The organism is Cohaesibacter sp. ES.047, from assembly GCF_900215505.1.
GTDB lineage: Bacteria > Pseudomonadota > Alphaproteobacteria > Rhizobiales > Cohaesibacteraceae > Cohaesibacter.
Genome location: NZ_LT907844.1, coordinates 3,654,150 through 3,680,918, shown reverse-complemented (window position 1 = coordinate 3,680,918; position 26,769 = coordinate 3,654,150). Strand labels below are relative to the sequence as shown.

Below are 26,769 nucleotides of genomic sequence, written 5' to 3'. Positions count from 1 at the left end.
GCAATGCTAGGTCGCTATCGCTTTGTCCTGTTCCGCCCTTTTCAGCTGTTGCCGGTATTGTTCGGCATCTCGGTTGTTACCTTTATTCTCGTTCGGCTCATCCCGGGTGATCCGGCACGGGTGTTGCTCGGCACGCGTTCCACGCCAACGGCCATTGCCAAGATTAGGGCGCAGTACGGCCTCGATGAATCGATGCTGACGCAGTATTTCTATTTCCTCAAGAATCTTGCAAACGGCGAGATGGGGCGCTCAACCCTTTATAAGATTGACGTTCTGGATCTGATCCTGACGCGTATCGAGCCGACCCTCATGCTGGTGTTGTTATCGGTGCTGCTGTCCTTGATCATCGCCGTGCCTCTAGCCGCTTTGTCGGCTCGCAATCAGGGCCGTGCGGCTGACCATGTCGCCCGCATTCTGGTAACAGCCGGGCTCGGTTTTCCGCAGTTCTGGCTTGGGGTCATGCTCATCATTCTGTTTGCAATTCAGCTCGACTGGCTGCCAGTGTCTGGATATGGGCGCACCTTCTTCGATAAATTCACCCACCTTGTCCTGCCGTCGTTGACGGTGGCCCTGTCGCTGTCCTCGGTGATCACGCGCAGCCTCAGGTCTGCCATGATTTCCGGTCTCAGTTCGGATGTGGCCACAGCGGCCCGGGCCCGCGGGGTTTCGGAAAAAATGGTCTTCTGGCGCCATGTCGTGCCCAACGCTCTTGTACCAACCATCAACCTTCTGGCGGTCAACATCGGTTGGCTGATTGGTGGCACGGTCGTTGTCGAGAGCGTTTTTGCGCTGCCGGGCATGGGCCAATTGCTGGTTCGAGGCATTTTCTCGCGCGACTATATGGTCGTGCAGGGTGTAGCCATGGTGTTCGCGGTTGCGACCCTTTTGATCAACTTCGCGGCAGACATTCTGACAGCCGCCCTTGATCCGAGGGTGAAATTCTGATGACGAACACAAAGCATTCCTTTCTTACGCCCAACTGGCGCGCCATTCTGAGCAATCACAGCACCCTCACGCTGGGCTGTTGCATTCTGGCTCTGTTCGTCATTGCTGCGGTGTTTGCGCCTCTTCTGGCTCCTTATGACCCGATTTTGCAGGATCCAACGGCACGCCTTCATGCGCCGTCCCTGCTGCATCCGTTCGGGACCGACAACTTCGGACGCGACGTTTTCTCCCGCGTGATCTGGGGCGTTCGCATCGATTTGCAGATTGCGCTGATTGGCGTGCTGTTCCCGATGATCATCGGCACCCTGCTTGGCACTGTGGCCGGGTTCATGGGCGGCATTGTCGATACCATCCTGATGCGGATCATCGATATCGTGCTTGCCTTCCCCTTTTTGGTTCTGATGCTCTCCATCATCACCATTTTGGGGCCGGGCCTGACCAGTTTCTATATCGCAATGGCGCTTGTCGGCTGGGTGAGCTATGCCCGCCTGGTGCGTGCACAGATCCTTGTTTTGAAAACGATGGATTTTGCCGTTGCAGCCAAGAGCCTCGGCTTTTCGAAACTGCGCATCATGTTCCGTCACCTGTTGCCCAACGCCCTTACCGGTTCCATCGTCTTTGCGATGTCGGACGTCATTCTGGTGCTGCTCAACGGTGCCGCCATCAGCTATCTGGGACTGGGTGTTCAGCCTCCCGCCGCAGAATGGGGCATCATGGTTGCCGAGGGACAAGGGTTCATCTCACAAGCCTGGTGGATCACCTTCTTCCCCGGCGTGTCCATCGTCATTCTTGCCCTTGGTTTTTCGCTTCTGGGTGATGCCCTTGGCGACATGTGGGAGGCAAAGACATGAGCGCCCTTCTTTCGGTACAGGATCTTTCGGTTGAATATAAGGACCATCTTGAGACGCGGTCTCTGCTCAAAGACGTGACGCTAGATCTTGGCAAGTCTGAGATCGTCGGGCTGGTGGGTGAGAGCGGCTCTGGCAAGAGCTTGCTGTGCCGGGCTATCATCGGCCTGTTGCCCTCGCCCAAACTCTCCATCACCGATGGTGACGTGCTGTTGCAGGGCCGGTCTTTGTTGGCGCTTGATGAAAGCGCCATGACGCAAGTCCGAGGCGGGCGCATCGGCATGATCTTCCAGAACCCGACGAGCCATCTCGACCCGGTGATGCGCATCGGCGATCAGATCTGCGAAGGTCTTTTCCGGCACGGCACATACACCAAGGCTCAGGCGAAAACCGAGGCTGTCAGTCTGCTTGATCAGGTTGGCTTCCCCGATCCGGCACGCGCCTTTAGAAGCTTTGCGCATGAATTCTCGGGCGGCATGCGCCAGAGAGCCATGATAGCCATCGCTCTGGCCTGTGAGCCCGACATCCTGATCGCGGATGAACCAACCACCGCCCTTGACGTCACGGTTCAGGCACAAATTCTGGAGCTTCTCGTCGAGTTGCGGGAAAAACGGGGTCTCTCGATAATTCTCATCACCCATGATCTGGGTGTCGTTGCCCAGACCTGTGACAGGATCGCCGTCATGCAGGCCGGTGAGATCGTTGAGATGGATGAGAAGCGCAAACTGCTTGCCTCCCCTTCTCACTCCTACACTCGCACTCTGATCGCCTCCCATCCATCCTTTGATGCTGACGAAGCACCTCAGACAAGTCTGGCTATCGAAGACGATGAGCATTCGCTTGCGCCGATCTTCGAAGTTGATGATCTCGTAGTTGAATTCAATTCCGGCAAGGGCTGGTTCTCGAACAAGCAGTCGTTTCAAGCGCTCGCAGGTGTCAGTTGCCAGATCTTCCCGGGGGACACCGTCGGGATTGTCGGCGAAAGTGGCTCTGGCAAAAGCACGATGGCCAGAGCCATGATCGGCCTCACTCCGGTTACGGCGGGGCATGTGACCTATGATGGCTCGGTTTTGACGCTCAACAAGGATCTGGCTCTCAAACGCCTGCGCCGTGAAGTCGCGATGGTGTTTCAGGATCCCTACAACGCGCTCAACCCGCGCCTGACCGTCGAGGCCGCCCTGCGCGAGGTTCTGGAAACCCAAGGCGAGATTGCCAAGAATGCGATTAGCGCACGGATCGACGAGTTGCTTGATCTGGTCGGGCTCGACAGGAGCTTCAGGGACAGAAAACCCAAGAGCCTGTCTGGTGGCCAATGTCAGCGCGTTGGTATCGCCCGCGCCCTCGCCGTCAATCCCAAAGCGATCATTGCCGACGAATGTGTAGCGGCCCTTGATGTCACCATTCAGGCGCAGATCATTGCCCTGTTCAAAGACCTTCAGGAGAAGATGGGCCTTACGATCATCTTCATCGCCCATGATCTGGCGATCGTCAGAGAGCTTTGCGAAACCGTGATCGTGATGCATCACGGACGCATTGTCGAAGCAGGCCGAACAGAACACGTGTTCAACAATCCCAAACAAGACTATACCGCCAATTTGCTGTCCGCGATCCCCAACATCGATCCGGACAAGCCGATCGGCACAAAACTCGCCGCTCTCGCAGAATAAAACCAATAAAAATCGCTCAACAGAAGGAACTAACATTGATGCTTAAACGATTTACCCGAGTGGGACTTATAGCTCTTACCATGGCCATGGGAGCCGTCACATTGGCTGATGCCGCTGGCGTTCTGTCCATTGGTCGTCGTGAGGATTCCAGCACCTTTGATCCGATCAACACGGCTCAGAACATCGACTTCTGGGTGTTCATGAATGTTTATGACGTGCTTGTACGCGTCGATAAAACCGGTTCCAAACTCGTTCCCGGTCTGGCCGAAAGCTGGGACATCTCCGACGATGGCCTGACTTACACGTTCCATCTCCGGGACGCAAAATTCTCCGATGGCTCGCCCATCACCGCTGAAGATGCAAAATTCTCTCTGGAACGCATTCGCGATGATGAGCTTTCCCTATGGTCTGACGGTTACAAGATCATCGCCGACATGAAGACACCAGATGACAAGACGCTGGTCATCACCCTGTCTGAACAGTCCGCACCGTTCCTCTCCACGCTTGCGATGCCGGCAACCTCTGTCATTTCCAAGGCAGGCCTTGAAGAAATGGGTCAGGAAGCCTATTCCCAGAACCCGATTGCTTCAGGTGCCTTCACTGTCAAGGAATGGCTGCGCGGTGATCGTGTCATTCTGGCCAAGAACCCGGAATTCTGGCAGGCCGACACTGTAAGCCTTGATGGTGTCGAGTGGATTTCCATGCCAGACGACAACACCCGCATGCTGAGCGTGCAGTCCGGCGAGCTGGATGCAGCTATCTATGTGCCCTTCTCTCGCGTTGAGGAGTTGAAAGCCAACAAAGATCTGACCCTTCACATCGAGCCTTCCACCCGCGAAGATCATCTGCTGATGAACCATGAGCACGATTATCTCAACAACGTTCATGTCCGTGCAGCCATTGACTATGCGATCGACAAGCAATCCATCGTTGATGCCGTCACCTTCGGTCAGGCGACTGTTGCCAACAGCTATGTTCCGGCTGGTGCTCTTTACCACAGCGATGAAAATGGCGCTCGTCCGTTTGATCTGGAAAAGGCCAAGGCTGAACTGGCTGAAGCCGGTGTGTCCGACATTTCCCTCGACTATCTTGTGAATGCCGGCAACGAAGTCGATGAACAGGTTGCCATCCTCATCCAGCAGCAGCTGTCTGCAATCGGCATCACCGTCAATCTCATCAAGATGGACGCAAGCCAGACCTGGGATATGCTGGTTGATGGCGAGTATGACCTGTCCATGATGTACTGGACCAACGACATTCTCGACCCGGATCAGAAAACCACCTTCGTTCTGGGCCATGATGTCAACATGAACTACATGACCCGATACAACAACGAAAAGGTCAAACAGCTGGTTGCTGATGCCCGTCTCGAACTGGATGCGGACAAGCGGAAAGCGATGTATTTCGAAATCCAGAAATTGGCCAAAGCCGATGCCCATTGGATCGACCTGTTCTACAGCCCGTTCATCAACGTTAGCAGCAAAAACGTTGAGAATTTCTACCAGAACCCGCTCGGTCGGTTCTTCCTGGAAGACACTGTCAAGAATGCTGAATAAGGGAGTTTGATGTCGCGTACCGTGTCCCCCCCAAGGAAATAGCGGTACACTGATCATGTTTTAAAGGTTCAAACCAACACTTGATCAAAGGCACAAACAGAAGGCCGGCTGCTCACATATGGCAGCCGGCCTTTTTCATGTCTGGGTGGTGATGATTAAGAGCGCAAATTACAGACGGCGATAGGAAATCTTCCGGGCCAGCCAGCATCCGATTGTCAGGCTTTCGATTTTGCCCGATGTATCTCGTTTGGCCAAAACGGTCCAGTCACCCGGCGCGGGCGCATCCATGGAGCGCAATGTAACCATGACCCAGGCATCAGGACCAACCGGATGAATCCGCTCCATTATGCCCACCCCAAGAATTCCTTCGCAGCGCGCATAGAGACCGCCCCCCTCCGCCACGATCGTCAATGTCGCGTCGAGTTCGTCACAATAGTAACGCCCTTCGAGATCAGAATCCGGTGTGATAGGCTCAGTGGGTAGTGGCGTCAGGCTGGCTGTGAGGTTTTCGCCCGAACGTGTCATGGTCAGGGTCTCTCCACTGCGGGAAATGGCCAGTTCCTCACCTTTCAACCCCTTGTCGCCATCGCAAAATACGGCTTCTTCCGACGTGGAGTATGTCAGGACACCACCAGAGCGATTGCTCTTTATGCGGGCGAGCATGCCAGTTTCTTCACAAAGCCATTGGCCTTCCCACTCAAGTGGGATCGGGCTATGGCTTTCGGGCTGATGCCCGATTGCGGTGTGAAACAATGAAGCCGCAGCACCAAATGTATCCGCTTCATGGTTGAAAATCACCACGACCGACAGACGTTCTTCAGCACAATGCATGCGGAACGCGCGAAAGCCACGCAAGGCCCCTGCATGGCCGGTCACTTTCCGTCCAGCCATTTCCATATGTGCCAGCCCATAGCCATAGCTTGCGGGACTGCCATCTTTGAATGTTGGCTCGACCGAAAGACGCTGATAAAGACCATTTGGATCATCAACCGAGCTGTCGATCCAACTTTCATAGGCCAGCATGTCTTCCAAAGAGGCGGAAATGCCGGCATCACCGAACCAGTAAATACCGTTATCGGCGGGCATGAAACCGGTGGTCTCGCTACCTTCATACCCAACGACATCATCTGCCGGCACCCGGCTGTCTGGTGTGAGCGCAACGGTTTTCATTCCGGCTGGACCCCAGATGATCTCGTTATAGAGCCCCTGCAAAGAACGGCCGGTTTCTCGCTCGATCACTTCGCCCAGAAGCCGGAAGTTGCCATTGCAATAGGAATAGCTGGTGCCAGGTTCGAAGTGACAGCTTTTTATCCGATCAAACATTTTGAACGCATCATCGCGAGCAAAAGTCTGTTCCGCCTTGGCCCCTTGCAGAATGGTCAGAGCCCAATAGTCGCGCAAGCCTGACTGGTTGTCGGCCAGCTCCTTGACGGTCGGCAGCGTCCCTTTGAAATTGGGAAGAAGATCCGCCAATCGCTCATTCAGAGGCGTGAAGTCCTCGAACGCATGAAGCATGACACCACAGGTGAACTGCTTTGAAATCGAACAGATTGGCAAACGTGTTTTGGCTGACATTTTTCGGTGTGAGGAGAGATCTGAATAGCCCCATGCACGCGATGCAATAACCTTTCCGTCCTTAACGACACCAGCGACGCCGCCCGGGCCCCGATAACTATTGGGGAGCGCATCAAGGGCCTTTTCCAACTTGGCTAAATCTACCATGATCAATCCAAACTATTACAATGAAATCAGATAGATAGAATAGCAAAACACCTTTATGAAAACAATCATTTAAGGGCAAGAAACAGCGGCAAATCTTCCTCTTCTGAGGCATTGCTTTTCGGTTTTCGAGCGGAGACCGTCCAACTGCAAACGGTTGATCCCTCCCCAATGCATCGAACGCCCAAATCATTCGAATTTTAACGATCTGCATAGCGCTTTCTTAAAATCTGCGCTTTAAACTGCACGTCATGATCAACGCTCTGAACATCTCAACCGCAGGCATGCAAAATGCCGCCAACAGGCTCGAGGATATCGCTGCAGGTATCGCGAATCCTGTGCCGGACCGCACGCAACAGCCTGCTGTCAAGGCAGAGCGGGAGGTGAAACCCGAGGAACCGATTGCACCTGTCAGTGCATCGCCCAGTCTGGAGCCGGAACGTCTGGTTGAGTTGATCGAGACCGAGCAAGCCTTCAAGGCCAGTGCACTCGCAACCAAGTCAATCGTGTCGGCATCGCAAGAGCTGATGGAAGCCTTGCGCTAAAAACCTCAATTTATCAATATTTTATAGGAAATCAGTCGTTTCGCGCCTGATCGAGAAGCCGTTTGCATTCGAGCAATTCGAAAAGCGTGGATTGCAATCGGCGCACGTCATCGCGCGCGATGCCTTGATCTTCGGTCTTGGCGTGACCCTGCTGTGTGCTGTCTGCACGCACCCGAAAACGCGAGAACAGCCCGGTTCTCTGCTCTTCTTCCAACAAGCGCGCTCGGCCATCCTCCACACTGATCGAAGCACTTTCCCCGCGCAAAAACTTGGGGTCGCCTTCTCTCAGACCTCTAGGAGACGGGGGATTCTGAGCGGGGCCATTCAGGTCTGGCGCTGGAGTTGGTGCTTGTGGCGATGGCGCAAAGGCAGGTGCCGCCTGTTCATGGGGCACGAACGATTGTTGTGGGGGCGCTGCAGCCGGAGGAACTTGTGGCTGCGGGGCTTGCTGCTGAGGCTGGACCTGAGGTTGGTGCTGAGGTTGCTGGTCCGTTGCAGGCTCTGCAGGATAGGCATATGCCGCGCTGGCGGTGGGGCCCGCTTCCACTTTCCTTGCCGCTTGCGACAGCATCTGCTGAGCGGATGCTGGCGGTTGCTCTGCAGGATGATGATGAACCGGATATGGATGTTGCTGCGGTGGGGCAACGAACGGATGGCCGGGCGCCGGAGTGCCTTGCATTGGTGCTGTCGGCTCCTGCCGGGCCATTTGTGGCGCAGCGGTCTGGGGCGCTTGGGGCATCACAAGGGGTGGCCGCTGCAGCTCCAACTGGTTCGGTTCGGCGGCGTTGGCGTTTGCCGGGTGCACAGGAGACGCTTCGCCCTGTTCCCCTGTGCTGGCCTGCACATCACCAGCAGCCCCGTCCTCATTGACCGTGTCGATCACATGGCGCGCACCCTGTTCCTTGAGAATGCGCTGAACGCCCTTGATGGTGTATCCTTCATCATAGAGCAAATGGCGAATGCCGCGGAGCAGATCCACATCATCGGGGCGGTAGTAGCGCCTGCCACCGCCGCGTTTCATGGGTTTGATTTGTGAAAATCGCGTTTCCCAGAACCGAAGCACGTGTTGAGGCAGGTCGAGGTCTTCCGCGACTTCACTTATTGTTCGGAATGCATCAGGACTCTTGCGCAAGCTATTCACCTAACACGCTTTTCCACCGCTATCAGTGTATTTTTGAATATAGTTATCGCAGGCGAGCATCACTCACTCGTCAAACGAAGACTCACGTCTCAAAACGAATTGATATTCAAAATGATCCGACCCAGACAGTACCGCTCTTTGTGTTGATATCAGGGCTATTTGGGCGCCAGAGAGTCGTTGATCTTCTTCTTCAGAACGTTGGAAGGCTTGAACACCATGACACGTCTCGGGGAGATGGGCACCTCTTCACCGGTCTTTGGATTGCGCCCGACCCGTTCGTTTTTGTCGCGCACGAAAAAGGTGCCAAAGGAAGACAATTTGACCTGCTGGCCTTCAACGAGGCAGTTGCTCACTTCTTCCAGTACCATTTCAACCAGTTCGGCGGATTCCGTGCGGGAAAGCCCGACCTTCTGATAGACAGCTTCGCACAAATCTGCGCGCGTTACCGTTTTGCCCCCCATGTCATAGTCCTCTTATTATTTAGCTAGATTTCTCAATGACTCATCTAATCAGTGAAGGGTATTGCTGTAATGCGAATCCGTCAACTGTCGTGATGCGTAAAAATGGTGCGGACATGGTAGCATTGTGTCGCAAAGAGCGCCATTGTGAAAACAAGCGGAACACAATCCCGTACAATTCTGTTCAGATATGTTTATGAAAGCCTGAATCCTACCAGCGCAGCAGCACGGATCCCCATGTAAACCCGCCACCCATCGCCTCGAACATGACCAGATCACCTTTCTGGATTCGTCCGTCGAGAACAGCTTCATTCAAAGCAAGGGGTATAGAAGCAGCCGAGGTGTTGCCGTGCCGGTTGACCGTGACCACCACCTTCTCCTGTGGGATCCCGAGTTTTCTGGCGCTGGCATCAATGATGCGCTTGTTGGCCTGATGCGGGACAAACCAGTCAAGATCATCCGCTTTTACACCAGTCGCTTCGAAGGCATCGGTAATGACGTCGGTGATCATGCCGACCGCATGCTTGAAGACTTCTTTGCCTTCCATGCGAAGGTAGCCCGTCGTCTTTGTGGTCGATGGGCCTCCGTCAACAAAGAGCTTGTCCTTGTGGCGGCCATCAGAGCGGATGTGGCTGGTCAGAATGCCCCGGTCGGACACGTTGCCTTCCCCCTCCTCGGCTTGGAGCACGACGGCACCTGCGCCATCGCCAAACAGCACACAGGTGGTCCGGTCCTCAAAATCAAGAATACGGGAGAATGTCTCGGCGCCAATCACCAGCGCCGTTTTCGCCTTGCCGCACTGGATGTAGAGATCGGCAGTGGAGAGCGCAAACACGAAGCCGGAGCAAACAGCCTGCATGTCAAAGGCCGCACCATGGTTGATACCAAGCCTGTTCTGAATTTCAACAGAAGTGGCCGGAAAGGTATTGTCCGGCGTTGCTGTCGCACAAATAATCAGATCAACGTCCTGGGCATCGATACCGGCATGCTCAAGCGCTGCCCGTGCAGCGTTGTAGCCTAGGTCTGATGTATATTCGCCTTCGGCAGCAAAATGCCGTTGTTCGATGCCGGTCCGCTGACGGATCCATTCGTCTGACGTATCGACTGTTTTGGCCAACTCGTCGTTGGTAACACAATTTTCTGGCAAGTAGGATCCGGATCCTACAATGACGGACCGTAACACGCTCACTTATGCGTTCTCCTCGTCAACCGCGATGCGGTTTTTATGATAAACAGACAGATCCTGTTCAATTTTTTCGGTTAGGCCATTTCTGACCATGTCGTACGCGAGACCGATTGCGCCGGCGAACCCTTCACCATCGGTGCTGCCGTGGCTCTTGATCACGATGCCATTGAGACCAAGAAAGACGCCGCCATTCACCTTGCGCGGGTCCATCTTCTCCCTCAATCGGTCAAAGGCAGACTTGGCAAACAAATAGCCGATTCGAGACATCAGCGTGCGGGTCATTGCGGAGCGCAGATATTCACCCAGTTGCTTTGCCGTACCTTCTGCTGTTTTCAGGGCGATATTGCCCGAGAAACCTTCGGTCACGACGACGTCGACCGCGCCGGTGCCCAGATCATCGCCCTCGACGAATCCCTTGTAGTTGAGATGGGGCAAGTTGAAATCGCGCAGCATGCGCCCTGCTTCCTTGACTTCATCCAGACCCTTGACGTCTTCCTCGCCGATGTTCAGAAGTCCAACGGTTGGACGATCAATGCCAAACAGCGAACGCGCCATCGCGCCACCCATCATGGCAAAATCAAACAACTGTTGGGCATCCGCGCCGATGTTGGCCCCCACATCAAGCACAACGCTCTCGCCGCGCAGGGTTGGCCAGATCGCAGCGATCGCCGGACGCTCGATGTCGGCCATCGTACGCAGGCAGAATTTTGACATGGCCATCAGAGCGCCAGTGTTTCCTGCAGAAACGCAGACATCCGCTTCGCCGATTTTGGTGGCTTCGATCGATTGCCACATGCTCGACTTGCCGCGACCACGACGCAAGGCCTGACTGGGTCGTTCATCCATCTGGATGACAATCTCGCTGTGATGAAAGACGCTGGCCTGTTTCACACGGGGGAAATTCTCGAGCAACGGTTCGACCTGATCCTTGTCGCCGTAAAGCACATAGCGAATGTCCGGGTGTCGGACGAGCGCGATGTCGGCTCCTTCCAGCACAACGGACGGCCCGTTGTCGCCCCCCATCACGTCAAGCGCTATATTGATTGAATCGGCCATTCTTACTTCTCTGTGCGGCTTTGATCATCCGACCGGATGGTTGGGTGATAGCGTTAAAACTGGTCAAAAACAGGACACCTGCCCAAAAGTCATGCGCTGTTGCAACAGACCCGGTGGACAATATCTGTTTCCCGAGAAGAAACAACCGCCTTCTTGGTGAAACTGCCCAAAGGCCCTAGTTCTGATCGTCTTTTGTCAATTTGTCCTTGAGGCCGGCAAGTGCCGCAAAAGGCTTGTCTTCGGTTGCCTTGGCGGGATCATCTTCGAGATGACCATCAAATTCCACTCCGGGAACACGCGGATAGTCATCAAGCGCCATGGTGAAGAATTCTTCGGCGTAGCGTCCCACATCGATCTCATCACCGGAGAAGGTTTCGGGGGGATCCTCGCCTTCCGGATCGACCACCATTTCACCGCCGGATTCGGCATTGTTCGGACGCAGGGCATATTTGGATCCTTCGGGAACCAGCGTCAAAAACAGGGGTTCGTCGATGGTTTCCGGAACTGGCTTCAGCGTTACGACACAGGCCTGCTCGACCTCGCCCATTACGCGCCCTTCGATCCTTGCGCCAGTCTTCTTCCAGGGCAAAACCTTGGCGTCAATGGCATAGGTGTTGACTGCCAGGACGCCCAGACGCTCGCGCAATGCTTCACGCACTGCGGCATCAGCGGTGACCTTCACGGTTTCACCCAAACTCTTGAGCCGTGGGATCGTTACCGGGAGTGACAGGACGGGGTCTATGATGGGGGCGTCTTCCATCTTGTCTTTCCTTGTCATGGGTTCAACCCTTCCTTATTGCTCTGACGCGGTGGTTCGTTTTCATTCTTCTTCTGCTACAAATGCTGCATCCATGGCAATGGACTGACAGATATTTATGGGAGTTTTCCGTATGGTTCTGTCTTGTTTGGCCGTATTTCAAACGGAGCCCGGCGGTCACGCTCAGGTGTTGTGGTCTGGCAACGACGCAAATTCGATCTTGCCGGATGCAAAATCTTCAACGCTCTGACCGTCAAGCTCAGTTGCACTGGCAAATACATAATTCGCCATTTTCCGGGATTCAACGGTTACATCCTGTGATCGCGCAAAGACATTGCGCTCGATCGCTTCTGCCAGTCTTTCCTCACTATCGGCGCGTGCTGCGTCATAGGCTTCCACGCGGCCATAGAAATGTTGGGCCATCTTCTTGATTTTCTTGGGCACCGAGAGGTCGCCGACACCGCGCTCCCGCAGGGAATCATCCATATCGCGGAAGAAGCGATCAAACACCGCCTGTCCCAGTGTCTTGGCTGCGCTGTCTTCCTGCCGCAGGCGATAAAGAAGCATATAGGCATGAAGGACAATCATTTCGAACCGGCCATTGGTGGAATCTTCCACGCCATAGTCCAAATAGAACTCCGGTTGCCTCGCCTGTGCCACGATTGCCTCATAGAGTTCCGCAGCAGCTTTTTCCCGGTCGGTTTCCTTGCGGAATAGTCTAAAGATCATCAGCCTGCCTGTTTGAACCTTAATTTCTTGCTGGCCTGATGCATTGCCTCGTAAAGGTCGGGCAAGAACAACAAGCGAATTGAACACATTCCTAACCGATATGGGATAGGATTTGCCAGAATTCATTGCTCCTTTTAGCAACAAAGATTGCATTTGAGGAGCAAAACGGATACCGATCAAGACCAAAAGTGACCCGCCGGGGCTCAAGTTACCATTCGGCGGCAATCTGACTGGAACAGTTACCATCAGGAGTATCAGGCTCACATGCGCAGTTCGAGCTTCAAGACCATGGAAAATGGCACATCATCCAGCAGTCGTTCATCTTTTTCCTTGCGCTCTGCCTGCCTTGCCGCTGCGTGCTGCGGCAGCTTGCTGTTGGCCGGATGCATGACGGAAACCACGTCGGTGCACGGCTTTGTTCCGTCCGACTATACCCTTGATCAGATCGTCGAAGGTTCCAGCCGCGAACAGGTGTTACTGACGCTCGGATCGCCATCAACGACGGCTGACTTTGGCAACGAAGTTTTCTACTATATTTCTCAGACGCGCAAACGTCCCGTTGCCTTCATGAATCCCAAGCCCGTCGACCAGACCGTTGTTGCCGTCTATTTCGATGAGGAACAAAGGGTTTCGCGGACCATCAAATATGGTCTGAAAGATGGCAGATTGTTTGACTTCACCAATCAGGTGACACCGACCGGCGGTGAAGAAGTCAACTTCCTCAACCGCATCATGAGCAATGTCGGACCGCAGATTGGCGGCTGATTCCTCCAGATCGCATTATGCCGAATGATATCAGGGCTCTCGCATTTGATTGCGAGGGCCTTTTCTTTTGGTCATTCTGGGAATGCAGACGCCGTGCGATCAGAAATGCTCGTAGGAAGGGTGGTCAGTCTGTGGTTTCACATTGCCCTTGGCATCAACGCAGTTGACCCCTGCCCCGTCGCGCACCCGTCCAATACGGGTAACAGGCACAGTGAGTTCTTCAGCGTGTCTCTCGATGCTGTCCCGCATTGTCGGACTTGCCGTGAACAGAAGTTCATAGTCGTCGCCACCATAGAGCACGCGATCAAACAGGGTTTTGTCCTGCTCCAGGGCGCTTTTGGCCGCGTTGGACAGAGGAATGGCCGCCTCGTCAATTTCAAGACAAACACCAGCGGCTCGCGCCATCTTGCCCGCATCACCGACCAGACCGTCTGATATGTCCATGGCCGCCTTTGCTGTGGCTTTGAGCAACGTTGCGCATTCGGTCCGGGCTTGCGGAAGGAGAAAGCGATCAAGCAGCCAGGCCTCTTGGTCCTTGCTGATGCGGCCGGAAAGTTCACCCTTGCGCACCATAAGCCCCAGCGCTCCGTCGCCGATGGTTCCTGTCGCATAAAGATCATCGCCGGGGCTCGCATTCGGGCGCACAATCGTGCGGTCTTTGGGCACCGTTCCAAAGGCCGTTACAGAAAGGATGAGACGCTCCGGGCTTTTCACCGTATCGCCACCAAGCAGGGGAAAATTGAACGCGTTCTGGTCGAGCCTCAGTCCCTCGCAAAAGGCTTCAAGCCAGCTTTCGGTCCAATCGGACGGCAGACCCAGTCCGAGCAGATATCCCAATGGCTTCGCCGCCTTGGCAGCCAAATCCGAGAGATTGACGCGCAACGCCTTGCGCGCGATGTTGACGGGATCATCGTCCCGAAAGAAATGAACATCGGCAACGATCATGTCCTTGGTGATGACCAGCTGCGTGTTGTCTGGAACGGTGAGGAATGCCGCGTCATCCGTCAGCCCGAAGGAGGCATCTGGATCGCAAAGAGGGGCAAAATAGTGCTCGATCGTTGCGCTTTCACTGCGCCGGACGGCCTTGTCTGCCATTCCCCTCAATGCCTTTCCCATCCATGTCTGCCCGCAATCAGAGTGCGGTCAGCGTCATTGTTTTGTGGCTGATGGTTTGTGCTTGACTTCATCGGGCCGAACTTTGCGCGCCAGCGCATCAAGGACGCCATTGACCATGCGGGGTTCCTCACCTTCAAAGAAGGCTTTGGCGACATCCACATACTCGGTCAGGATCACAGCGGCGGGCACATCTTTGCGGCTCTCCAATTCATAGAGGCCGCAGCGCAACAGCGCCCGCATGGTGGAATCGATTCTGGCAAGCGGCCAGCCTTTTTCCAACGCGAAGTGGATCATCGGATCGAGGGTACGCTGTTCACGCACCACACCGCAGACGAGATCCTTGAAATAGTCGAAATCCGCCGGAAGGTAGAGCTCTTCGTCCACTTCCTTGCCGAGCCGATAGAGTTCAAACTCTTGCAACACGTTAGTTAGCGGTGTTCCGCCGATGTCCATCTGATAAAGGGCCTGGACGGCGCCCAGACGGGCCGATCCGCGCTGATTTGCGGTGCGTACCGGTTTATCCTGCTCGCTCATTCTTCAATACCGAATTTTGATCGGAGCTCCACCATAGCCAGTGCGGCCTGTGCGGCGGCTCCACCTTTGTTCTTGTCGCTCACACGGGCACGCGCCCAAGCCTGATCGCCATTTTCGACGGTTTGAATACCATTGCCGACAGCAATGCATCCTTCCACCGAAAGGTCCATGATGGCGCGTGCGGATTCATTGGAGACAATATCATAGTGGGATGTCTCGCCACGGATCACGACGCCCAGAGTGACGTAGCCATCATAGTCATTGATGCCTTCTTCAACCGAGGCAAGCGCCATGGAAAGAGCGGCGGGGATTTCCAACACACCGGGAACCGCAATCCGCTCGTAGGAGGCGCCAGCTTCGTCCAGCGCGGCCATTGCGCCGCGGGCCAGTTCATCCGCCAGATCCTCATAGAACCGGGCTTCGATGATCAGAATATTCGTGGCTTTGTCGCTCATTGACGTGATCCCATAGACTTAATCGGCGAAGTGCCGTGAGCGCGTGTCAAATCATGTCCGGGCTGGTTTGTCCAGTCCTATTTGCGAGTGCCTCGGGCAAATTCCAAGCTGCGGATGGTCCGGTTGCATCAGCTCGGTTTGTATTCGCTCAGCCGCGCGATATAGCGCGCCATCATGTCCACCTCAAGATTGATCTTGTCGCCGACCTGCTTTTCACCAAATGTGGTGTGAGCGATGGTATGGGGAATCAGAAAGATGGTAAAGTCATCCCCGTCAACGTCATTGACCGTCAACGAGCAGCCATCAAGGGCGACTGAGCCTTTTTGTGGAATGAAACGGGCAAGCTGATCCGGGGCGCGGAGCTTGTAGAACACGCTGTCTGGGTGATCGACACGCTCGACGATCTCTGCCATGCCGTCCACGTGGCCCAGCACCAGATGCCCGCCCAATTCATCACCCATCTGCAGGGAGCGTTCGAGATTGAGTTTGCGTCCAACTGCCCATTCGGAGGCCGTGGTCAGGTCAAGTGTTTCCTTGGCGGATTCGACCACAAAGAAGTTGCGCCCGTCATCCATAGCCCCCGCCTCGATGACGGTGTGGCAAACGCCGCTGCAAGCTATTGAAGCGCCCACGGCAATGGTCTTGGGGTCAAAATGTGTCGCAATGCGAACGCGCTGGCCAGCCGGAATGTCTTCGCGTACCACGACTTCACCGACGTCCGTAACAATACCTGTAAACATAAGTCTTTATTTCCTCTGATATAATGCGGAAAGACTAGCGGCTCGCACATAAGTCTGCAAGCGATCCGTACCAGCGTGTTTTGTTCTCTCCAAAGAAAGCCCGGCTGCCTGAAGCATCGCGTCGGGATCATCGCCCAGCCCCTTCAGCCCGTGCTCACCAACCGTCTTGGAGCCACGGTAGAGATGAAACTCATCAACAAAAGCCCCTGTCAGCAGAGCTTCAGCAAGCTTTGCTCCGGTTTCGGCAAAGAGCCGATTGATGCCCCGGTCTCCAAGCAATCGAAGAGCTGCGTCAAGGTCCACCCTGCCCTCTTTATCTGCTTCAACCAGATGCACGGTGCAGCCATGGTCTTCGAGCAGCAAGGCCTTTTCCGTTGAAATTGCACCTGTAGTCAGGATCATCACCGGCACGTCCCGTGCCCCATGCACCAGAGCGCTGGTCTCTGGTGTACGGCCCTTGCTGTCAAGGATGACACGGAGCGGAGAGCGATGCTCAAGCCCCGGGAGACGCACGGTCAGGCTCGGATTGTCAACAAGAACCGTCTCAACCCCAACAAGGATGGCATCAGCTCTTGCCCTCATGGCATGGGTATGGCGCTTCGCCTCAACACCCGTAATGGGATAGTTGCCGACGCCCTGCTTGCCGATCATTCCATCTGGAGACAGGGCCATTTTGGCTTCAAGCCAAGGCGTCCCTCGCGTTATCCGAGACAAAAAGCCGGCGAGATTTCGATGGGCGACGGGTTCCAAAAGACCCGTTTCGACAAGGATACCGGCCTCCCTCAGCATAGCAAAACCGAGCCCTGAAACGCGAGGATCCGGGTCCGGGTGGGCACAGACGACACGGGCGATCCCCGCCTCTATCAAGGCTTCTGCGCACGGTGATGAGCGTCCATGGTGTGAACAGGGTTCGAGCGTCACATAGGCAATTGCGCCTCTGGCAGCAGCACCGGCCTCGGCTAGAGCAACACGCTCTGCATGCGGTCGGCCACCTTGCTGTGTCCAGCCTATGCCCAGAATGTCCGTGTGGTTGGGATGATGGCGAGCGATCACGCAGCCGACGGCGGGATTGTCACCCGTCGCGCCAGCAAAGCGGGCCCCGAGCCGTAGGGCCAGATCCATCAATTGATGATCGGTCAAGGCTTGTGAGACCTGCTGCATCCTCATCCCTTGTTCGTCACGATCTGCCAATCGAAGCGAGGGGGACCCTGCAGGCTAGTCTTCGTCCTGCCCGGGATCGTCCTCGTCCTGATCGGATGACATTTCGTTGAGCATGTCCGAGAAGTCTTTTGCCTCCCGGAAATTCTTGTAAACCGAAGCAAAGCGAATATAGGCGATTTCGTCGAGACCTTTAAGCCCTTCCATCACCAGCGTGCCGATATGCTCGGCCTGCACCTCCGCATCCCCCGTGCTCTCAAGCTGGCGAACAATGCCCGAGACCATACGCTCGACTTTTTCGATATCGACGGGACGTTTGCGCAACGAGACCTGAACGGACCGCATCAGCTTGTCGCGATCAAAGGGAACCCGACGTCCGGTGCGCTTGACCACCGACAATTCGCGCAACTGTACGCGCTCGAATGTGGTGAAACGCCCGCCGCAGCCGGTACAGACCCTGCGGCGGCGAATGGCGGTGTTGTCTTCTGTAGGTCGAGAATCCTTCACTTGTGTGTCATCACAACCGCAATAGGGGCATCTCATGGCTCGACCTCTTCGGTATTGCGCTGGCACCGGCCAGTCATGGGGCGATGCCAGCGTTGGAAACGCTTTTAGAGATCCGTGTAGATCGGGAAACGGTCGGTCAGTGCGATGACCTTTTCCTTCACCGCTGATTCCACGGCTCCATTGCCTTCTTCCCCATTTGCGACAAGGCCGTCAAGGACTTCAATGATCAATTGTCCGATCTGTTTGAACTCCTCAACACCAAAGCCGCGCGAGGTGCCTGCCGGGGTACCAAGACGGATACCGGAGGTGATGGCAGGCTTTTCGGGATCGAAGGGAACGCCGTTCTTGTTGCAGGTGATGTAGGCCCGCCCCAGAGCAGATTCCACGACTTTACCGGTCAGGCCTTTGGGGCGCAGATCAACGAGCAGCAGATGGTTGTCGGTACCGCCGGACGACAGTTCTACACCACCGGCATAGAGCGTGTCGGCCAACGCGACAGCATTGTCCTTCACTGCCTGTGCGTAGACCTTGAATTCCGGGGTCAGCGCTTCACCGAACGCAACGGCCTTGGCCGCGATGACGTGCATCAGCGGTCCACCTTGCAGACCCGGGAAGACTGCCGAATTCACTTTCTTGGCAATATCAGCGTCATTGGTCAGGATCAGACCACCGCGGGGACCACGCAGGGTCTTGTGGGTGGTTGAGGTCGCGATATGAGCATGCGGGAACGGGCTTTCATGCAGTCCCGCTGCCACGAGGCCAGCAAAGTGAGCCATGTCGACCATCAGGTAGGCGCCAATGGAATCAGCAATTTCGCGGAAACGTTTGAAATCGAACTCGCGGCTGTAAGCGGAGCCACCGGCGATGATCAACTTCGGTGAATGTTCTTTTGCCAACTCTTCGAGCTGTTCAAAATCAATGCGGCCGTCCTGCTTGCGCACGCCATACTGGATGGAGTTGAACCATTTGCCGGACTGGTTGGGCTTTGCACCGTGGGTCAGGTGACCACCAGCGTCAAGACTCATACCCAGGATGGTATCACCCGGCTTGATCAGCGCCATGAAGGCGGCCTGGTTGGCCTGCGAACCGGAGTTGGGCTGAACGTTTGCGAATTCGCAACCGAACAGCTTGGTAACGCGTTCGATCGCCAGATCTTCGGCAACGTCTACATGCTTACAACCACCGTAATAGCGACGGCCCGAATAGCCCTCGGCATATTTGTTGGTCATCACCGAGCCCTGCGCTTGCAAGACGGCTTTGGAGACGATGTTTTCCGAAGCGATCAGCTCGATTTCGTGCTTTTGGCGACCGAGTTCATCCTCGATTGCCTTGGCAATGGCCGGGTCGGCACTGGCGAGATCACGTGTGAAAAATTCCGGGAAAATGGCTCCCGATTTGGTTTCGGTTGCGGACATGGAACCTACCCCTTCTCTTGACGAGAGCGTATCCACTGCGCTTGGATCACCAAGAGGACGGGATACGTTTCTTTTCGCATTGAACAGCAATTCCAGCGACAAGGTCACCGGAACAGCCTAGCTGACTTGAAGCGCCGTCTTGCTTGAAGAAACCGTTATTCTTCCGACAAGACCGGGCGTGATCGGGTGATGCAAAAGACATTGATCCGAAGGCCCTTTGCTACCACAAATGCCCACTCTCTGTCTGCCATCAATATCTGAGTGGATGTCAACGCAATGGACACATTTCAGCATCATTATGTACTAAAAATGCGATCCGACTGCAGAGACATCAATCCGAATTAGCACAGTCGTTTTGCAAACCCAAGCGGATTTCACTCTGTGTCACGCGTTACGAAATGAATTCTATTTAACAATTGGAGAGGCCCTAGTGTCCCAATTGCTTCAGCCGCATCTTGAGCTTGCGCACGGCAAGGTTCTGAAGCTCGAGTCGCGAGACCGTTTTCGGGCCAAAAACGGTCACTTCAACGCCAGTTGCAGCGTCAACGGCAACCGCCTTCATTTGCGGGCCGATGACGAAGAACTCAATGTAGATTTCACCAGCGTTTGGTGACACCATAAGGTTGGCTCCCGCCTATTATTGCTGTATCTGGCCGCTTTGGGCGACAACCGGGGTCATGGCATTGAGACCATCACGGTTATAGATGTCTTCGCGGAAATGGATCATGCCACCCGAGGTCGCCCAGGCAGTGATGTAGGTCATGTAGATAGGCACCTTGCCACGAACCTTGACGTCTTCTCGCTCACCGGAGCGGATAACATCGTCAATGGCCATGCGATCCCAACCAGGGGTGTCTTCCAAAACCCAAGTCACAAACTCTCGCACGTTCTGAACGCGTACACAGCCCGACGAGTGGAAACGGTAGCTGTTGCCAAACAGAGTCTTTGAAGGCGTGTCGTGCAGGTAAACGGCGTGCGTGTTATGAAAGTTGATCTTGATGGACCCCATGGAGTTCTTGGCACCCGGCTCCTGACGGAACTGGTAGTTGAGGGCGTCATCCGTGGTCCAATCCACCTGAGTGGCATCAAGCTCGACGTTGTTCTTCAAGTCCCGGATCTTGATCTTGTTGTCGCGCAGATAGTTGCGATCCTTCTGCATTTTTGGGATCAGATCCTTGAGAATGATGCTTTTGGGAACATGCCAATAGGGATTGAAGTTGATTTCATGGATGCGCGATTTCAGAACCGGGGTCTGACGGTCGATCTTGCCAACGACGCCAGTGTGGCGAGAATGCACGAAGCCGTTTTCCACCGTTTCAATTTCAGCAGCCGGGATGTTGACCATAACGTATCGGTCGCCGAGATAACCGGACATCGAACGGACGCGGACCAAGTTGGTCTCCAACTGGCGCAGGCGAATTTCGGCCGGCACATTCATGGCTGCAAGCGTATCATTGCCGACGATGCCGTCGGGATCGAACCCATGCCGCGACTGAAAGCGCCTTACGGCAGCATCGACATAGGAATCAAATACATCGCTCACACCGATATCCTGCTTGAGATCACCGGACATGGTGAGCCTCTGCCGAAGGATATTGACAGCGTTCGAGCGCATGCCGATGCGCATCGTTTGACCATCAGGAACAATTGGCCATCCGCCTCGCTGCACGATGCCATAGTAGAACTGCATCGCGTTTTCGATGTTCTCGGCGGTGGATTTCGACAAGGTCGGCTCTGCAGACCGTACCGCGGCGACCGTCTGACCGGGCGTATCGAAACGATCCCCCCACTCGACCTGGTTTTGTCGAATCACATCATCGATCGGATTGATGGCCTGAGCCCATACCGGGCTCGATGCCGTGACCGCAAAGCCAGCAAGCAAAGACCCACTTGCCGTGAGGAATGTGCGGCGGGACGTCCCGGCGTCAGAGCCGAAATTGCAGTCTTCGGGGGTGGACATCTTTTTGGTCTTGATTACCACTTATCACTCCATCGTTCGATTGATCATCCCACATTCGGGGACGTATCGAACCTTGCATTGGTCAATTCTGTTCCGTTCAACTCATAAACACATGGAATCACGATACTATGACTCGGGCAGTGCTTGGCAACACATTGCTTCCCGATGCTGTCACTTCCATGTGAATGATATACTCTCATAACAATCCCAAACACCTTTGGTTCCGTACATTAGCCAAGGATGCTTGTCGTTCTCAGCCCTAAGGTCGAGCATGCCGAGCATTGCGATTGGGATACGACGCGTCCCGAAACGAACAGAAACGTCGTTCGAGAGTTTGTGATGCTCCAGCGATGCCAAGGGAATGTGGCAAATTCAGGATGAACGCAAGATGAACCGGCCTGCCGCTTGTTAACGTTGGCGGGTATGACTTTTTTGCAACAGAAGTGCAGAGGAGGCTTAAGACTCTCGTTTGTGGCCGATTATTTCTGACAGCAGCAAGGGCCCTGCCCAAAACGATAAAAGCCCCGCAGGGGAGCAACCCTGCGGGGAACTGGTCATGAGGTCAGTTTCTGAACGTGCACGTCGTCGGCACTTGTGTCGCGTATCATACCGGACGATTTCGTTGTCCACGTTGTCGTGTTGAAGGCCAGGCCTTCATATCTCTGCCAAGCGCGTCGGCAGAAACTAGAGCCGGTACAGGATCTGGTCGGTCCAGAAGCGTTCCAGTCGCTGAAGTGATTTGTTCAGCGCGGCAAAGTCTTCCGGCGCGATGCCTCCAACCTGCTGGATCGTGGCGATGTGGCGCTCGTAGAGCTCACTCACGATCTTGCGGATCTCAAGTCCTTTATCGGACAGGGAAATGCGGACCGAGCGGCGATCAACACGTGAGCGCTCATGATTCACATAGCCCATGTCGACCAGTTTCTTGAGGTTATAGGATACGTTCGACCCCTGATAGTAACCACGGGAGCGAAGCTCACCTGCCGTTACTTCGGAATCGCCAATGTTGAACAGGAGCAAAGCCTGTACGCTGTTCACGTCTGTCCGGCCGCGGCGTTCAAATTCATCCTTGATCACATCAAGAAGTCTGCGATGGAGTCGCTCCACCAAACGAAGGGCATCCATGTACAGCGGCTGAAGATTCATATCTTCTTCGGTCTGGCCAGTCGTGTCCACTGCTCTCTGTGCTGTCATCATTCTACTGAGCCTCACATTTTTTTCTGTCTGACTGCTGGCGGTTTCCCCGCTTCTTGTGTGACATTAGCTCGCCAGACATAAAAACTGCTTAAATAACTGCCTTAACAAACACTTAAGTGCAAAAAAGCCAGCATTTTGGCGCGTCGACTTGGAATGGTGGTAAACAGTAAGTTATAGTTTTCGTTTCCGGGCTCATTTTCTAAGTACTTGTACCGCCACCCTCATACGATTCTAAGGTGCCAGGAATCTACAGCCCGCCATGATGCTCTGCCAAAAAGGCTTCATTAAGCACATTTGCACCGTCTCCGAGGGGCGTGTTAACGCCTTCAGACGTGCTGACAGATGCAATAGAAACGATATTGAAAGGCTGCGTTTCGCCAGCGCGACAGCTATTCGGCTTGGTGGCGTCTTGCTTTCATATAGATCACGCCACAGCTGACAGCCAGAGCCACAAGCGCAAGCAAGTGCAGAAAAGAGACCGCTGCAGGCTGAAAAACAAAGTCTTCAAACCAGATGATGGCAGTGGTCTGGGCTATGGCGCTCAAGCCCCACATGACCACACCCCAGAATGTCAGTTGCCACACGCCTACGGATGCGATGAGGAACGAGCAGGCCAGCAACACATGCATAGCGGCGATCCGCCAATCATTCGCTTCGAGCGAGCTCACCCCGAAGGCGCCAATCAGCCCTACCCAGTAGAGCAACCCGGTTATCATCAGAAACAGACTGGCGAGGCGCGCCAGAACGACGAACCAGAAGGGCAGGTTTTCTCCCCATATCTGGGGGGCATGATCTGTCAGTTTAAGGGTCATTGCGAGTTGAACGTCAATTCCTGATCTTCAAGCGGCGCGAAATGGTCTTTAATGTGCGCTGCGTCTACCTTATCAAAGTTATCCGGATTCCAGTGCGGTTTCTTGTCCTTGTCAACCAGAGTCGCACGCACCCCTTCATAAAAATCGCTGTCCTTGAGGATGCGCTTGACCATGCGATACTCCATTTGCATGCACTCCTCAAAGGATTGATCTGTTCCGCGCCTAATTTGTTCAAGGGTAAGATGCACCGATGTCGGGGACTTTTCGACCATGCTGTCCAGCGTTTTACGCGCAAAGTCGCTTTCACTTGCCCTAAGGGCCGCGAGCACGTCAAGAGCATTGTCGCTGGCGAACAGGTCATTGAGCTCATCAAGCGTTTCTGACGGGCTTTCGGGGTCGACAGGTTTGTGCATCGCATCTAGGAGCGCTTCGGGATCTTCGCCTTCAGACAGGCGCTCGATGATCTCGTCGAAGCGTTCACCGGCAATCGCGTGCGTACCAAGACCAAATGCAAAGCAGTCGCCGCGCTTGACCCGCGCCCCTGTCATTCCACAATAATATCCAGCGCGTCCGGTCATGCGGGACAACAGGTAAGAGCCACCAACATCGGGGAAAAAGCCGATGCCCACTTCGGGCATGGCAAACAGGGTGTTTTCCCCGAGCACCACATACCGCCCGTGCATAGAAATGCCGACACCTCCGCCCATGACGATGCCATTGATCAGGGAAATGTAAGGTTTGGGGTAGCGATGAATGGCCTGATTGAGGGAATATTCGTCGTAGAAAAAGTCATAAAGAGGATTTTCACGCGAGTCATACACGGCGCGAATGTCGCCGCCCGCACAAAAGGCCTTTTCACTTGCAGATGTGACCACAACGGCCGAGATAGTGCTGTCGTCACGCCAGACAGTCAACTGACCGGCCATGGCCTTGACCATGGGCTGGCTCAGCGCGTTGAGTGCCTTGGTCCGGTTCAGCGTGATCAGTCCGATGCATCCACGTTGCTCGAAGAGAATATCGTCCATCTGGTAATCAATCCTTTTGCAGGCCTTATGCTCGCGGCCTCATCGTCAATCTGTGATCTTCCGCATTTGCCCTGCCCGCATAGCAAGCCGCGACTGTTTGGGCAAGCTGAGTAATGGCACCTATGTGTGCAGTCAGAGCGCACGTTTCCAGCGCGCTGTTTTGTCGGCTCTATCGCGCAGTTTTCGATCCTGAACGATCATTACAAATTGGTCAGTTTTCTTGTTCCTGAAATGTGATAAGCATGGGCCAACATCCGGCAGGAAGTGCCGCAACCCGCGTATGTTTCGGCATGCACTCTCACAACAAGACAGGACGAAGACAAGCCATGACCCGCTCTACCCGAACCCATGTGGAAAATCCTCTTACCACGATGTTCGATGTAGGAACGATCACGGGCGGCAGACGCATGCGGCGCAACCGCCACAGCAACTGGTCTCGGCGTCTCGTGCAGGAAAACGCCCTGACGGTCAATGATCTGATCTGGCCCTTGTTCGTGGTGGATGGCCAAAACCTGACCCAGCCCGTTAGCTCCATGCCAGGGGTTGAACGGCTTTCGGTTGATAATGCGGTGCGCGCTGCGGAAAAGGCGGCAAAACTGGGCATCCCAGCCATTGCGCTCTTCCCCTACACCGACCCGGCCCTTCGAGATGACGTTGGCAGCGAGGCTCTTAATGAGAATAATCTCATCTGCTCTGCCTTGCGTGCCATCAAGCGTGAAGTTCCCGATATTGGCCTGATGACCGATGTCGCACTCGATCCTTACACCAGCCATGGTCATGACGGTCTTTTGCACGACGGCGTCATCCTCAATGATGAAACCGTCGAGCAGCTCACCCGTCAGGCGCTGGTTCAGGCCGAAGCGGGTGCGGACATCATCGGTCCGTCTGACATGATGGATGGTCGTGTCGGCGCCATTCGCGAGACCCTTGACGGCGCGGGCTATCGCCACAAGCAAATCATGGCCTACACCGCCAAATATGCATCGGCCTTTTATGGCCCGTTCCGGGATGCTGTGGGTGCCAATGCAACACTCACCGGAGACAAGAAGACTTATCAGATGGATCCGGCCAACAGCAACGAGGCCCTGATCGAAGCCGAACTCGATATCAATGAGGGTGCGGACATGCTGATGGTCAAGCCTGGCATGCCCTATCTCGACATCCTTCGCCGGCTCAAGGACAACTTCTCGATGCCGACCTTTGCTTATCAGGTGTCCGGGGAATATGCGATGATCTGCGCAGCCGGTCAGAATGGCTGGCTCGATCAGGATCGCGCCATGTGGGAAAGTCTCTTGGCCTTCAAACGCGCCGGCGCAGACGGGATTCTTACCTATTTTGCACTCACAATCGCCGAAGAACTGGCCAAATAGGGTTTGTCCGGTTCTATCGCAGAATCTTGTACATGTAGGTCGTTGAATCCAGACGATCACTATCGGTCGCGCGGGCAAAATTGGGAATGCGCCCGCCGATCTTATAGTCGAGCAGGATATAGAGTGGCTCCGCCTGATCGCCGGATCTTGTGTCGAGCGTGATCAGCGTCTTGTCGAGGCTGCGGGCCTCCTTTTCGAGCATCTCCATCAAAGACGTCGCAATGCCGCGCTTTCGAAAATGGGGATGGACCAGAAGCTTTGATACCTCGCAGCGGTGCGCCTGATTGGGCGGCAGATCGCTGTTCATCTGGACCGTGCCGACAATGCGCCCGTCGATGCGCGCCACAAACAGTGTAGCTCCGCCTTCTTTCACCTTCGGAAACACCTTGTCTTGCCAGAATTGCGCCGCCTGTTCGGCATCGAACGGCTGGACAAAACTGACGCTTGCTCCACTTGTTACACAGGCGAATAGGATTTCGGCAAGATCAGCGAGAGACGGGTCCAGCGCATCGACTGAGAGTTTCTCGTAGGCAATTGAGGTCATTTTCTTTCCTGGGAGATGATGACAAGCAGATAGTGCGCACCCATTTCGGGGTCGGCTCGAAACTCGCTTGCTTGTGCGAGCAAATAACGAAGGCAATCACCGGGGCCAAGCCGATAGCGATTTTGATCAACGACGATATCAAGACCGCCTTCATGCATATACAGATGATGCTCGAGATTTGGCCTGACGGGAGTGTCATAAACCAGATGCGCGCCCGGTGGAAGGCTGCATTCAAGCAACTCCCCGGCCAATTGGGGGGATGGCGGCGAAATTGAGCGCCGCTTGAAGCCATTCGCCGGATCAAGCCAGACCGCTTGCTGTTCGGGCGAGATGAGCGGCGTCATCGTTTCCTCCGCCATCATCATCAAGCGAGAGACCGGCATACGGTACGCCGTGCAGATTCGATTCAGCATCTGGGCTGTGGGCGAAACGTCCCCCTTCTCGAGCCGGGAAAGCGTTGCCCGGCTGACGCCACTCTTTTCAGCCAATTGGTCGAGAGACCAATCGCTTTGTTTGCGCATCTGCAGAAGTCGGCCAGCAATGCGTTCACTTAAATCATCCATG

At 54.9% G+C, this 26,769-nt stretch carries 27 protein-coding genes and 1 pseudogene; 7 read left to right on the top strand and 21 right to left on the bottom strand.

The window, feature by feature from the left end; genetic code table 11:
• Positions 1-3 precede the first annotated feature (3 nt).
• The 4 genes from CPH65_RS16840 to CPH65_RS16825 are packed head-to-tail and all read left to right on the top strand — an operon-like array spanning position 4 to position 5,016.
• Positions 4-945 (top strand): ABC transporter permease, encoded by a 942-nt coding sequence (locus tag CPH65_RS16840; RefSeq protein WP_096174939.1) that lies wholly within the window; start codon positions 4-6, stop codon positions 943-945.
• Positions 945-1,796: an ABC transporter permease gene (locus tag CPH65_RS16835; RefSeq protein WP_096174938.1), complete on the top strand. Its 852-nt coding sequence runs from the start codon at positions 945-947 to the stop codon at positions 1,794-1,796. The genes CPH65_RS16840 and CPH65_RS16835 overlap by 1 nt, the downstream gene beginning before the upstream one ends.
• Positions 1,793-3,460 carry an ABC transporter ATP-binding protein gene (locus CPH65_RS16830; RefSeq protein WP_096174937.1) on the top strand — a complete coding sequence of 556 codons (1,668 nt, stop codon included), beginning with the start codon at positions 1,793-1,795 and terminating at the stop codon, positions 3,458-3,460. Before CPH65_RS16835 ends, CPH65_RS16830 begins: the two co-directional genes overlap by 4 nt.
• 38 nt (positions 3,461-3,498) lie before the next feature.
• Entirely contained in the window at positions 3,499-5,016 is a 1,518-nt protein-coding gene (locus CPH65_RS16825) for an ABC transporter substrate-binding protein (RefSeq protein WP_096174936.1), read from the top strand.
• A gap of 168 nt (positions 5,017-5,184) precedes the next feature.
• Here the strand turns inward: CPH65_RS16825 and CPH65_RS16820 are convergent, their stop codons facing one another.
• Positions 5,185-6,738, bottom strand: coding sequence for a D-aminopeptidase (locus tag CPH65_RS16820; protein WP_197703871.1), 1,554 nt, complete (start codon positions 6,736-6,738; stop codon positions 5,185-5,187).
• A gap of 248 nt (positions 6,739-6,986) precedes the next feature.
• Here CPH65_RS16820 and CPH65_RS16815 point away from each other — a divergent pair, with 248 nt between their 5' ends.
• Positions 6,987-7,280, top strand: a complete 294-nt coding sequence (locus tag CPH65_RS16815; protein WP_096174935.1) for a hypothetical protein — start codon at positions 6,987-6,989, stop codon at positions 7,278-7,280.
• 891 nt (positions 7,281-8,171) lie between these two features.
• On the opposite strand, the pseudogene CPH65_RS16805 reads toward CPH65_RS16815, so the two are convergent.
• The 6 genes and pseudogenes from CPH65_RS16805 to CPH65_RS16780 all read right to left on the bottom strand — a co-directional run.
• Positions 8,172-8,412 (bottom strand): annotated as a pseudogene (locus tag CPH65_RS16805) (MerR family transcriptional regulator); the annotation flags it as partial.
• Between the two features lie 164 nt (positions 8,413-8,576).
• Positions 8,577-8,882, bottom strand: coding sequence for an integration host factor subunit alpha (locus CPH65_RS16800; protein WP_096174934.1), 306 nt, complete (start codon positions 8,880-8,882; stop codon positions 8,577-8,579).
• Between the two features lie 208 nt (positions 8,883-9,090).
• A complete protein-coding gene (locus CPH65_RS16795) occupies positions 9,091-10,068 on the bottom strand; it encodes a beta-ketoacyl-ACP synthase III (protein WP_096174933.1) in 978 nt (325 codons plus the stop codon).
• Complete coding sequence (gene plsX, locus CPH65_RS16790; RefSeq protein WP_096174932.1) at positions 10,069-11,121, bottom strand: phosphate acyltransferase PlsX; 1,053 nt, start codon at positions 11,119-11,121, stop codon at positions 10,069-10,071.
• Between the two features lie 175 nt (positions 11,122-11,296).
• Positions 11,297-11,899, bottom strand: coding sequence for a DUF177 domain-containing protein (locus tag CPH65_RS16785; protein ID WP_096174931.1), 603 nt, complete (start codon positions 11,897-11,899; stop codon positions 11,297-11,299).
• Positions 11,900-12,061: 162 nt separating this feature from the next.
• On the bottom strand, positions 12,062-12,607 hold the full coding sequence (locus CPH65_RS16780; RefSeq protein ID WP_157747754.1) for a ubiquinol-cytochrome C chaperone family protein: 546 nt from the start codon (positions 12,605-12,607) through the stop codon (positions 12,062-12,064).
• 288 nt (positions 12,608-12,895) lie between these two features.
• Between CPH65_RS16780 and CPH65_RS16775 the strand changes: the two genes are divergently transcribed.
• Complete coding sequence (locus CPH65_RS16775; RefSeq protein ID WP_096176471.1) at positions 12,896-13,372, top strand: outer membrane protein assembly factor BamE; 477 nt, start codon at positions 12,896-12,898, stop codon at positions 13,370-13,372.
• 99 nt (positions 13,373-13,471) lie between these two features.
• Here the strand turns inward: CPH65_RS16775 and thiL are convergent, their stop codons facing one another.
• The 12 genes from thiL to CPH65_RS16715 form a co-directional block, all read right to left on the bottom strand.
• On the bottom strand, positions 13,472-14,467 hold the full coding sequence (gene thiL / locus CPH65_RS16770; protein WP_096174929.1) for a thiamine-phosphate kinase: 996 nt from the start codon (positions 14,465-14,467) through the stop codon (positions 13,472-13,474).
• 54 nt (positions 14,468-14,521) lie between these two features.
• Positions 14,522-15,022, bottom strand: coding sequence for a transcription antitermination factor NusB (gene nusB / locus CPH65_RS16765; protein WP_096174928.1), 501 nt, complete (start codon positions 15,020-15,022; stop codon positions 14,522-14,524).
• Positions 15,019-15,477: a 6,7-dimethyl-8-ribityllumazine synthase gene (gene ribH, locus CPH65_RS16760; RefSeq protein ID WP_096174927.1), complete on the bottom strand. Its 459-nt coding sequence runs from the start codon at positions 15,475-15,477 to the stop codon at positions 15,019-15,021. Before ribH ends, nusB begins: the two co-directional genes overlap by 4 nt.
• 128 nt (positions 15,478-15,605) lie before the next feature.
• Positions 15,606-16,217 (bottom strand): riboflavin synthase, encoded by a 612-nt coding sequence (locus CPH65_RS16755; protein WP_096174926.1) that lies wholly within the window; start codon positions 16,215-16,217, stop codon positions 15,606-15,608.
• A gap of 6 nt (positions 16,218-16,223) precedes the next feature.
• Positions 16,224-17,378, bottom strand: coding sequence for a bifunctional diaminohydroxyphosphoribosylaminopyrimidine deaminase/5-amino-6-(5-phosphoribosylamino)uracil reductase RibD (gene ribD / locus CPH65_RS16750; RefSeq protein WP_157747753.1), 1,155 nt, complete (start codon positions 17,376-17,378; stop codon positions 16,224-16,226).
• A 54-nt stretch (positions 17,379-17,432) separates the two neighbouring features.
• Positions 17,433-17,918: a transcriptional regulator NrdR gene (nrdR, locus tag CPH65_RS16745; protein WP_096174924.1), complete on the bottom strand. Its 486-nt coding sequence runs from the start codon at positions 17,916-17,918 to the stop codon at positions 17,433-17,435.
• Between the two features lie 68 nt (positions 17,919-17,986).
• Positions 17,987-19,297: a serine hydroxymethyltransferase gene (glyA, locus tag CPH65_RS16740; protein WP_096174923.1), complete on the bottom strand. Its 1,311-nt coding sequence runs from the start codon at positions 19,295-19,297 to the stop codon at positions 17,987-17,989.
• Between the two features lie 427 nt (positions 19,298-19,724).
• Positions 19,725-19,916 carry a serine hydroxymethyltransferase gene (locus CPH65_RS16735; RefSeq protein WP_096174922.1) on the bottom strand — a complete coding sequence of 64 codons (192 nt, stop codon included), beginning with the start codon at positions 19,914-19,916 and terminating at the stop codon, positions 19,725-19,727.
• Positions 19,917-19,934: 18 nt separating this feature from the next.
• Entirely contained in the window at positions 19,935-21,257 is a 1,323-nt protein-coding gene (locus CPH65_RS16730) for a murein L,D-transpeptidase (RefSeq protein ID WP_096174921.1), read from the bottom strand.
• A gap of 684 nt (positions 21,258-21,941) precedes the next feature.
• Positions 21,942-22,454 (bottom strand): transcriptional regulator LdtR, encoded by a 513-nt coding sequence (gene ldtR, locus CPH65_RS16725; RefSeq protein WP_096174920.1) that lies wholly within the window; start codon positions 22,452-22,454, stop codon positions 21,942-21,944.
• A 389-nt stretch (positions 22,455-22,843) separates the two neighbouring features.
• The gene (locus CPH65_RS16720) at positions 22,844-23,266 is read right to left on the bottom strand and encodes a hypothetical protein (protein WP_096174919.1); all 423 of its coding nucleotides are present in this window, start codon (positions 23,264-23,266) and stop codon (positions 22,844-22,846) included.
• Positions 23,263-24,291, bottom strand: a complete 1,029-nt coding sequence (locus CPH65_RS16715; RefSeq protein WP_096174918.1) for an enoyl-CoA hydratase/isomerase family protein — start codon at positions 24,289-24,291, stop codon at positions 23,263-23,265. Before CPH65_RS16715 ends, CPH65_RS16720 begins: the two co-directional genes overlap by 4 nt.
• A gap of 371 nt (positions 24,292-24,662) precedes the next feature.
• Between CPH65_RS16715 and hemB the strand changes: the two genes are divergently transcribed.
• Positions 24,663-25,661: a porphobilinogen synthase gene (gene hemB, locus CPH65_RS16710; RefSeq protein ID WP_244574655.1), complete on the top strand. Its 999-nt coding sequence runs from the start codon at positions 24,663-24,665 to the stop codon at positions 25,659-25,661.
• Between the two features lie 13 nt (positions 25,662-25,674).
• Here the strand turns inward: hemB and CPH65_RS16705 are convergent, their stop codons facing one another.
• Both CPH65_RS16705 and CPH65_RS16700 read right to left on the bottom strand, forming a co-directional pair.
• On the bottom strand, positions 25,675-26,205 hold the full coding sequence (locus CPH65_RS16705; protein WP_096174917.1) for a GNAT family N-acetyltransferase: 531 nt from the start codon (positions 26,203-26,205) through the stop codon (positions 25,675-25,677).
• A complete protein-coding gene (locus CPH65_RS16700; RefSeq protein WP_096174916.1) occupies positions 26,202-26,768 on the bottom strand; it encodes a helix-turn-helix domain-containing protein in 567 nt (188 codons plus the stop codon). Before CPH65_RS16700 ends, CPH65_RS16705 begins: the two co-directional genes overlap by 4 nt.
• Position 26,769 lies beyond the last annotated feature (1 nt).

Bases quoted from the DNA above. Each gene is read 5' to 3' on its own strand.
- CPH65_RS16840 (WP_096174939.1), top strand. From the start codon at position 4: ATGCTAGGTCGCTATCGCTTTGTCCTGTTCCGCCCTTTTCAGCTGTTG.
- CPH65_RS16835 (WP_096174938.1), top strand. From the start codon at position 945: ATGACGAACACAAAGCATTCCTTTCTTACGCCCAACTGGCGCGCCATT.
- CPH65_RS16830 (WP_096174937.1), top strand. From the start codon at position 1,793: ATGAGCGCCCTTCTTTCGGTACAGGATCTTTCGGTTGAATATAAGGAC.
- CPH65_RS16825 (WP_096174936.1), top strand. From the start codon at position 3,499: ATGCTTAAACGATTTACCCGAGTGGGACTTATAGCTCTTACCATGGCC.
- CPH65_RS16820 (WP_197703871.1), bottom strand. From the start codon at position 6,738: ATGGTAGATTTAGCCAAGTTGGAAAAGGCCCTTGATGCGCTCCCCAAT.
- CPH65_RS16815 (WP_096174935.1), top strand. From the start codon at position 6,987: ATGATCAACGCTCTGAACATCTCAACCGCAGGCATGCAAAATGCCGCC.
- CPH65_RS16800 (WP_096174934.1), bottom strand. From the start codon at position 8,882: ATGGGGGGCAAAACGGTAACGCGCGCAGATTTGTGCGAAGCTGTCTAT.
- plsX (WP_096174932.1), bottom strand. From the start codon at position 11,121: ATGGCCGATTCAATCAATATAGCGCTTGACGTGATGGGGGGCGACAAC.
- CPH65_RS16785 (WP_096174931.1), bottom strand. From the start codon at position 11,899: ATGACAAGGAAAGACAAGATGGAAGACGCCCCCATCATAGACCCCGTC.
- CPH65_RS16780 (WP_157747754.1), bottom strand. From the start codon at position 12,607: ATGATCTTTAGACTATTCCGCAAGGAAACCGACCGGGAAAAAGCTGCT.
- CPH65_RS16775 (WP_096176471.1), top strand. From the start codon at position 12,896: ATGGAAAATGGCACATCATCCAGCAGTCGTTCATCTTTTTCCTTGCGC.
- thiL (WP_096174929.1), bottom strand. From the start codon at position 14,467: ATGGCAGACAAGGCCGTCCGGCGCAGTGAAAGCGCAACGATCGAGCAC.
- nusB (WP_096174928.1), bottom strand. From the start codon at position 15,022: ATGAGCGAGCAGGATAAACCGGTACGCACCGCAAATCAGCGCGGATCG.
- ribH (WP_096174927.1), bottom strand. From the start codon at position 15,477: ATGAGCGACAAAGCCACGAATATTCTGATCATCGAAGCCCGGTTCTAT.
- CPH65_RS16755 (WP_096174926.1), bottom strand. From the start codon at position 16,217: ATGTTTACAGGTATTGTTACGGACGTCGGTGAAGTCGTGGTACGCGAA.
- ribD (WP_157747753.1), bottom strand. From the start codon at position 17,378: ATGCAGCAGGTCTCACAAGCCTTGACCGATCATCAATTGATGGATCTG.
- nrdR (WP_096174924.1), bottom strand. From the start codon at position 17,918: ATGAGATGCCCCTATTGCGGTTGTGATGACACACAAGTGAAGGATTCT.
- glyA (WP_096174923.1), bottom strand. From the start codon at position 19,297: ATGTCCGCAACCGAAACCAAATCGGGAGCCATTTTCCCGGAATTTTTC.
- CPH65_RS16735 (WP_096174922.1), bottom strand. From the start codon at position 19,916: ATGGTGTCACCAAACGCTGGTGAAATCTACATTGAGTTCTTCGTCATC.
- CPH65_RS16730 (WP_096174921.1), bottom strand. From the start codon at position 21,257: ATGTCCACCCCCGAAGACTGCAATTTCGGCTCTGACGCCGGGACGTCC.
- ldtR (WP_096174920.1), bottom strand. From the start codon at position 22,454: ATGATGACAGCACAGAGAGCAGTGGACACGACTGGCCAGACCGAAGAA.
- CPH65_RS16720 (WP_096174919.1), bottom strand. From the start codon at position 23,266: ATGACCCTTAAACTGACAGATCATGCCCCCCAGATATGGGGAGAAAAC.
- CPH65_RS16715 (WP_096174918.1), bottom strand. From the start codon at position 24,291: ATGGACGATATTCTCTTCGAGCAACGTGGATGCATCGGACTGATCACG.
- hemB (WP_244574655.1), top strand. From the start codon at position 24,663: ATGTTCGATGTAGGAACGATCACGGGCGGCAGACGCATGCGGCGCAAC.
- CPH65_RS16705 (WP_096174917.1), bottom strand. From the start codon at position 26,205: ATGACCTCAATTGCCTACGAGAAACTCTCAGTCGATGCGCTGGACCCG.
- CPH65_RS16700 (WP_096174916.1), bottom strand. From the start codon at position 26,768: ATGGATGATTTAAGTGAACGCATTGCTGGCCGACTTCTGCAGATGCGC.